General features: G+C 59.7%; 3 protein-coding genes and 1 pseudogene. 2 read left to right on the top strand and 2 right to left on the bottom strand.

The features are described 5' to 3' along the window. Nucleotides 1-112 (top strand): annotated as a pseudogene (locus tag G6N73_RS33670) (IS5/IS1182 family transposase); the annotation flags it as partial. Between the two features lie 396 nt (nt 113-508). On the opposite strand, the gene G6N73_RS33675 reads toward G6N73_RS33670, so the two are convergent. Both G6N73_RS33675 and G6N73_RS33685 read right to left on the bottom strand, forming a co-directional pair. Further along, the gene (locus tag G6N73_RS33675; RefSeq protein WP_246252783.1) at nt 509-868 is read right to left on the bottom strand and encodes a VanZ family protein; all 360 of its coding nucleotides are present in this window, start codon (nt 866-868) and stop codon (nt 509-511) included. Between the two features lie 503 nt (nt 869-1,371). Beyond that, entirely contained in the window at nt 1,372-4,752 is a 3,381-nt protein-coding gene (locus tag G6N73_RS33685) for an alpha/beta fold hydrolase (protein ID WP_343044838.1), read from the bottom strand. 244 nt (nt 4,753-4,996) lie between these two features. Here G6N73_RS33685 and G6N73_RS33690 point away from each other — a divergent pair, with 244 nt between their 5' ends. Continuing rightward, nucleotides 4,997-7,729, top strand: a complete 2,733-nt coding sequence (locus tag G6N73_RS33690) for a TM0106 family RecB-like putative nuclease (protein WP_165034239.1) — start codon at nt 4,997-4,999, stop codon at nt 7,727-7,729. Nucleotides 7,730-7,801: the final 72 nt, after the last annotated feature.

Here is a 7,801-nt window from a genome sequence, read left to right on the forward strand (position 1 = left end):
GGGGCGATGCCGCAGGCTGGCCAAGGACTGGGAGAAATCCATCGCCTCCGCAGAAGCCTGGATATACGTCGCCCACATTCGCCTGCTCACACGCAGGCTCGCAAGAGCTTGATATAAAGCCATTCTTTTTGATTCAGGCTCTTAGGTTCAGCCTCGACGATTCCCTTATTTCCCGGCGTTAAAACCAGCAGCCGGGGTTCCTTATCAACTGTCGGCATTGCAGCGATACGCTGCACGGCCGGGTGCGCGGCTGGTGAGGTCGGATTAGGAAATAGCTGCCGTGCGCTACATTTTCCCGCAAGAACTAGAAGTCCTGGAGATGCTTGCCGGGCTCAGACCGCGCTGGGTAAAGACCTGCCTGAAATCTCTGACCAGAGAGGGGTATTGCACCGAAGGGCCAAATCATCGATTGACCGATGAAGGGCGAGCAATACTCGGTGTGCGCCTCGCTGCCGAGTGAGGACGGCCCGTTCTGAACCCGCGTTGCGGGAGAACCGAACACTCCCCCTCACCATGGCGACACGCGCCTGACTGCTACCCCGGCCATGAGCCCCAGCGAGCATCCGGCCGACTTGAAGGCGGCGTCGGCAACTTGACCATGCCTGTCGGGAAGCAAAAGCTGTAGCGCTTCCAGGCCGATGATGCCTGCCAATAATAATCCAAGGACGGCAATCCACCGCTTCGGATATCCAAGGCCAAACAAAAGCCCGACGGTCAGGAATGCAGCGAGACGTTCGACGTCAGGTACAAATCCAGACTTGGGGCGCGCATCCAGCGGGGACAGTGTTGCGACGGCGACGGCGGCGAGAATAAGCCAAGCGGCTACGCGGAAGAGTAGCGGCAATGTTGTTTTGTTCGTCGGCAGCATGAACCATGGTACGAACCAGACGGCACCTAAAGCAATCGCATTTGGCCCGCGACAGCGATTGGGCGCTCGGACTTGCTTGGAATGGGGGTGAACCGCCATATTGGCTTGGCCGCCACTTTTCAGCAGTGGCCGTTTCCATGGCTGAGGCCGGTCAGGCCGCCTGACATCCATTCTGTTTGCATTTGTTTGGTTCGCCAGGTCGGAGAGAAATTTCCGATCGTCAGGCGCTACCCTGCTTTTACGGAGCTGCCACACGAAGGATTCGCGCATTCCCGAGGCGGTCTTGAAGGCAATTTCCGAGGGGACGCATATCATCCGGGCATACCGCGAGCATCTCGGCTACTCCATCCAGGAAATGTTGATAGCCTGCGGACTTGCCGCCGAGGAGATCGAAAACATCGAGTCCGGCCTGAGGTACGACAAGGGCTATCGCGGCCGTATCGCGAGATCACTGGCCTTGCCCGCCCGGAGTTCGCCGATGAGCAGCGCGGTAGCATCTTCGTTCAAGCGGGCCTGCCCGCGGCGAGGCTACGGACGAAGGCCTGAAGGACATCGCAGAACTCGGCCGTGGCCGTAAATAGGGGCAAGTGGCCCTTGCCGTCGAAGACGTGCAGCGTTGCGTCGGGAAGCAACGATGCAGTCAGCTCTGCAGCCGCGAATGAGACCAGCCGATCCTCTGCGCCATGCGTCACTAGCGTCGGCGCGCGCACGGCAGGCAGAATTCCTGTCACGTCGCCGTCCGTCGCGTCTAGGAAGAAGCTCAGGAGTGTCTCCTTCGGTAGCTTGAGCCTGGATCGAACGACGGAGTCCAACATTTCGTGCATTTCGGGCTCTGAGAAGATCTGGCCTACGTGAAGCCGCAGCATGGGCTCGACCTCTCCGGTGCGTCTCATCTCTGCTTGAAGCGCGATCCAGTCGTTTGAGAAATGTTCCTGGCCTTGGCCGGCCGGAGGCGCGCCGATGGTAACGATTCCACTCAAAAGCCCTGGCGCTTGATGTGCGACTCGAAACAGAACGTTGGCTCCCATGGAGATACCGACGCCGATCAGCCTCGTAGCCCCAAGCTCGCGTATCACGGCGAGCGCATCGCTCGCATGCTCGGCGATCGTGTAGGGCCTGTGCAGGCCAGCCGAGCGACCGGACCCTCGCGGATCCACGGTGACAACCCTGAAGTTGTCGCAGAGGCGCTCGAGGATAGGCTGGAACATGGCCAATCCGACCGCCTGTGTGCTGACAAAGAGCAGCGTCGTGTCCCCCGCACCGTGCTCGTAAAAGGCGATGCGCGCCGAGTCTCGCTTTGTCATTCTGCAGTGGTGGCGCTTTTTCTCGATGCGTTGGCGGACGTCGGGATCTGAGGCCTCGAATATTGCCTGGCGGTAATGATCGTCCGCCGTAGCGATGTCCTCGGCAAGGCTCGCGAGATCCCCAAGCATGACGAAAGCATCAGTGCAGATGTGGCGAATTTCAGGCGTCACTTCCGCACCTCCGGCGAGAGATCGCGACGTGGCGAGACAAGCCGCCAGATGGGATGCGGCCTCGCGAGTCGCGAACGTAGCTTTCGCCTGACGGGCGGCCTCGAGCCAAAGAGCCGCCGCCCGATTGGTCTCTCCGGCTTCGGCGTAGTGTCGGGCCAGCCACTCAGGTCCATACGCGCGGAACTCGGATGTGCGCGCCTCGGCGAGATAGGCGATGCGGGCGTGCAGCGATCGACGGCGGCTCTTGAGCAGGGAGGCGTAAGCCGCCTCCTGAATGAGAGCGTGGCGGAATCTATACGTCGTCGACTGACCGGCACCTTCGCGGACGATCAGGCCGCTTGCCATCGCGCGCTCCAGGGCCTCGTCGGCAGAGCCGCTCTCGCCCCGCAATACCGCAATCGCCAGCTCACGGGAGAATTCCCGACCGATGGCGGAACCAACCTGCAAGACCTCCTTTGCGGTGCCCAGGCGATCCAGTCTGGCCGACAGCAGGCCGCTCAGAGTGCTCGGAATCTCTTTTTGAGATGCCCGCGACATCTCGGAGAGGTCCGACTCGGCTTCGCCCGGAGGCCCGGTCTCAAGCACGACCCTGGCCAGCTCCTCAATGAAGAGCGGAACTCCATCCGCCCGGGAGACGATGCGCTGGATCGCCACGGGCTGCAGGCGTCCCGGATCTGCTGTCCGCTCAGCAAGTGTCGCGGCATCGCGCCGGTTCAGACGATCGACCGTCAGGGAAAGGGTGTGCGGGAGGTCACTCCAAACCGCCGTGAACTCCGGCCGATGACTGACAATCATCAGGACCGGGAGGGAGGCTGCCCTTTCCGCCAATGCAGCAAGCAGCTCGAGCGACGTTGGGTCCGCCCAGTGAACATCCTCAAAGACGAGCAGGAGCGGCCCGCAGCGTGCCAAGACCTCGACCTGCGCCATCAGGATCGCCAGCGTCTTCGCTTTGACTTGCTGCGGCGTGAGGTCCGAGGACAGCGTGCCCTCCGCGGGCAAGGCGAGAAGCGCCGCGAGAATTGGCGCGGCGGCCTTGGCACTGGTTCCCAATCGCCGCGTGAGCAGGGCATTCAGTTTTTGGAGCTGTGCGGCGGCCCCATCCTCGCGGCGGAATCCGGCGGTCCGCGCGAGTTCACTGGCGAAAGGATGGAGCGCGGTCTGGGCGTGGAGCGGGGAACCCTGATATTCCAAGCGGGCGTGAGGTGTGGCGTCGAGCCGGGATTTAAGCGCTTCGACCAGTCGCGACTTGCCGATCCCGGGCTCGCCGATAAGCAGGACGACCTGACCTTGCCCGTCGGCGATTCCGGCCCACGCGTCGAGAAGTATGGCGAACTCGCGTTCACGTCCGATCAGTGTCGCGACCTCCTGCCCGTGCAACGCACCGAAGCGGCTCTCCATCAAGCCACTGCCCACGATGGCGTAAGCGCGGACTGAGGCGTTGTAGCCCTTGAGCACCAAGCCGTCTCGCTCGGAGAAGGCAAAGAGCTGGCCCAAGAGACGCCGCGTACCCTCAGCGACAAGCACCTCCCCGGGCCCTGCGCATGCCTGAAGCCGAGCTGCAAGGTTTGGGGTATCGCCGGTAACGGAATGCTCCTGCGATGGCCCTGACCCCACCAAGTCGCCGACGACGACCAAGCCGGTGGCAATGCCGACGCGCGCCGCCAAACAGCGACCTTGAGTTGCCGGGAGCCCGCCAAGCGCGCGGGTCACAGCGAGGCCGGCACGCACCGCCCGCTCGGCGTCATCTTCATGCGCATGTGGCCAGCCGAAATAGGCCAGCACGCCGTCGCCCATGAATTTGGCAATGTGGCCCCCAAAGCGGGTAATCTCACCTGTGCAGCAATTTTGATACCCTCGGATGATCTCGCGCATCTCCTCGGGATCGAGGCGAGCCGATAGCGCCGTTGAGCCGACGAGGTCGGTGAACATCACGGTCAACTGCCGACGCTCGCCATCCGACGGCGACACGACTGCCGACGCGTGTTCCGTGACTTGCGCGGACGCTTTCGCTTTATCGGCTGGCGTTAGGGAAGATCTGTCCCTTAGCTCGGTGATCGCGTCCCAAAGTTTCCGGCGGTGTCCTACCGAACTAACCCCAATGTCCTTAAGGTCTTCGGCCGTTAGCCGCAGGAGCACATCTGCCTCGACGTTGTTCTCGCGAAAGGCCGTAACGTATTGCTGCAGCTCTAAGCTGCGCAGCCACTCCTCTATGTCCATGTCCCACCTCCCAGTGGAGACGCCGGAGGGCACCTTCGAACTGACACAATACCACGATGGACGCAGGAGGTCGCGTATAACGTCCGCGTGGTGGCGCAAGTTAAACCGTTCGCTGAACCGACACCTCTGACCCAACCCCGACCTTCGGCGGGAGCTTCCGAAGGTCGGAAGTAGACGATAGGAAGCGGCCATTCCGCTTCATCCGGTGGGCTGCGAACCTGCGCTCGTGACCTTTGGGAATGCTGAGAAAGCTGCCACGCCAGTGATGTTCAATGCCACACAGGCCAGCTGGGCGCGCTGAACCGATCAGACGATGCGGCATGTCAGCGTCGCAATCCATGAGTTGATGCTATAAATCAATGAGGTCGGCGTTGATGGCGAGTTCCGGTGGCTGCCCTTTCGGCGATCACAATGAAGTTCGCATGATTGGAACGCGATGGACGCGAGCGCGAACATCAGTGCGGCAGTCTTTGCCGCTTACCTGAAATGCTCAACGAAGGCGTATCTCACGGCGCATGGCGAGAAGTCGCCAGACAGCTTCTTCGCTGACACGCTAGGGCGCACTTCGGCCGCATACAAGGCCAGGGTGAGCCAAGGCCCCCGAATGGGATCGACCAACGCAGTGTCATTCGACTACTTGCGGCAGACTGGTGTCCCTGCCGAGTACACGCCCACCCTGCTTGTGGATTGTGAGACCGCGGCGTGCGCGCGGGACCTGGCCGTGGCTGTGCGGGTGGGCAACCAGACCGAGAGAGCTGACCCTGGTCACGACTATGTCCCGATTGTCTTTTCGGCATGGAACAAACGTGACCGGTCCGACGATCTGCTCGTTTGCTTCGGGGCTATGGCAATCCAGCAGGCGACCGGAGAAGAAATTCCGTCGTACGGGAGAGTCATCTATGGTGAAGGCGAGCGCGACAGAACCGTCAGGATTGACAACCACCTCCCGAAAGCGCGGCAGATTGTCGAGGCAATTGCATCAGCCTCCCTGGCCGGGGATCCGCCCCCGCTCATCCTCAACAACCATTGCGCAATGTGTGATTTCCAGGCGCGGTGCCGAGCCCTCGCAATTGAACGGGAAGACCTAAGCCTCCTCGGAGCCATGACCGCAAAGGAACGGTCGCGAAACAGTGAAAAGGGCATTTCAACCATCACCCAGCTTTCCTATGGCTATCGTCCGCGACGCCGAAGGCGAATTAAGTCGACGGCCCCTCGTGCAAGCCCGCCGGTGAAACACGATCACAAGCTCAAGGCCCTCGCCATCAAGAAAGCTCAGACCCACGTCGTCGGTTCTCCAACGCTATCGATCCAAGGGACGCCAGTTTTCATGGACGTCGAGGGTGTTCCTGACCGGGACTATTATTACCTCATTGGACTTAGATACGAAGCGGAAGGCATTCCTGTTGAGAAGTCCTTTTGGGCCGACGGGCCGGAAGGCGAGCGCGAGATCTGGCGGCAATGCCTTTGCGCCCTCAAGCTGGTCGAAAAACCGCAGATTGTGCATCACGGCGCGTATGAAAGCCGCTTTCTTAAAGCCATGAGGGAGCGGTGGCCGGCGTCATTTGAAGACGCTGAGTTTCTCGATCGACTCATCGACGGGTCGGTGAACCTTCTGGGCTGCATCTACGGAAGAATCTATTTCCCCACCTACTCAAACGGTCTGAAGGACATCGCCCGGTGGCTCGGATTTGAATGGACTTGGCCACAAGCGTCAGGCAGCGCCGCTATGCTTGTCCGGCGATGTTGGGAACTTACTTCCGACGAGAGACTCCGGCGCGAGCTGATCGCATATAACATTGAAGACTGCCGTGCGGCCGAGCTGGTCGCCGAGGCCCTCGCCCGTATTTGCGGCACCGGCGAGTCCGGCGGCAAGACGAAGTTGGAAACCGTGAACGTCGAATCTCTGGAAGTCGGGTTCCAACGGACCTTCGGGAAATTTCCCAGCGCACTGCCTGAATTCGAGAAGATCAACGCGGCTGCATACTGGGACTACCAGAGGTCAAAGGTCTATGTGCGAACCAATAAGGCGATACGGCGAACCATCGAGAAGAGTGTGAAACCCGTCAAGAAGGTGGCCGTGGAAAAGGAGGCAACCATCGACGACAGACCCGCGTGCTGTCCCAGATGCGGCGCATCGAAGGTGTGGGTTGCCAAACGCTTGTCCCAAACTGTTTTCGATCTGAAGTTTACGCGCCGTGGGATCAAGCGATGGGTCGTCCGGTACCGGTACAACAGTTATCGGTGCGGTGCCTGCAAGGCGGAAATGACGATCTATCAGAGGCGCTCGAAATTTGGCCAGAACCTCTGCGCCTACATCATTTACCTTCTGATCGAGATGCGCCTATCGCGCCAAAACATAGCTGAGCACGTCGCCACTCTTTTCAATGTGTCAATAACGGCATCCGCGGTGCACAACGTGAAATCCGCGATGGCAAGGTATTACGAGCCGACGTATCGTTGGATCCTCGAACAGATCAGAAGCGGTCCCCTGGTAAATGCCGACGAGACCAAAGGCGTCGTATACGGTGGCGGCCATTACGTCTGGACATTCGCCAATCTGACGGCCATTGCCTACGTGTACTCGTCATCGCGCGAAGCATCGATATTAGACGAGACGCTGGCAGACTTTAAGGGCGTATTGGTCAGCGACTTCTACGGCGCATATGACGCGGTACCTTGCCAGCAGCAGAAATGCCTCATCCACCTAATGCGCGATATTAACGAGGATATGCTCAAGCACCCGTTCAACGAAGAACTGACGTTCATCGCCACGCGGTTCGGTTCGCTGCTACGGGAAATCGTCGAAACCATCGATAGATACGGGTTAAAGAAGCGAAATCTCGGAAAGCACAAGCGGTCGGCCGAACGATTTCTCAATGACGTGGCGGAACTGCGCTGCGCGACAGAGGTTGGCATAGCCATGAGAAAGAGAATCGAAAAGAACAAGGAAAAACTCTTCGCTTTCCTCGATTATGACGACGTTCCCTGGAACAACAATAACGCCGAGCACGCAGTTCGGGCGTATACCCGTATTCGGAACGTGATGGCGTCTAGTACGCCGAAAGGTACTAACGAATACTGTATTCTCTTAAGTCTGCAGCAGACATTACGATGCCGGGGAATTCCATTTCTAGACTTCCTCCAATCTAGAAGGAGTGAAATCGATTGACTGATCAGGTCGTGAAAGGGATTCGATTGGTCTAGACTGGCATTGGACGCCGGAGAAACCCGCCAGTAAAAG

Origin of the sequence: Allomesorhizobium camelthorni (assembly GCF_011045125.1) — a bacterium.
GTDB lineage: Bacteria > Pseudomonadota > Alphaproteobacteria > Rhizobiales > Rhizobiaceae > Allomesorhizobium > Allomesorhizobium camelthorni.

Coding starts and splice junctions, on each gene's coding strand:
- G6N73_RS33675 (WP_246252783.1), bottom strand. CDS start 868: ATGCTGCCGACGAACAAAACAACATTGCCGCTACTCTTCCGCGTAGCC.
- G6N73_RS33685 (WP_343044838.1), bottom strand. CDS start 4,752: ATGGCCGCTTCCTATCGTCTACTTCCGACCTTCGGAAGCTCCCGCCGA.
- G6N73_RS33690 (WP_165034239.1), top strand. CDS start 4,997: ATGGACGCGAGCGCGAACATCAGTGCGGCAGTCTTTGCCGCTTACCTG.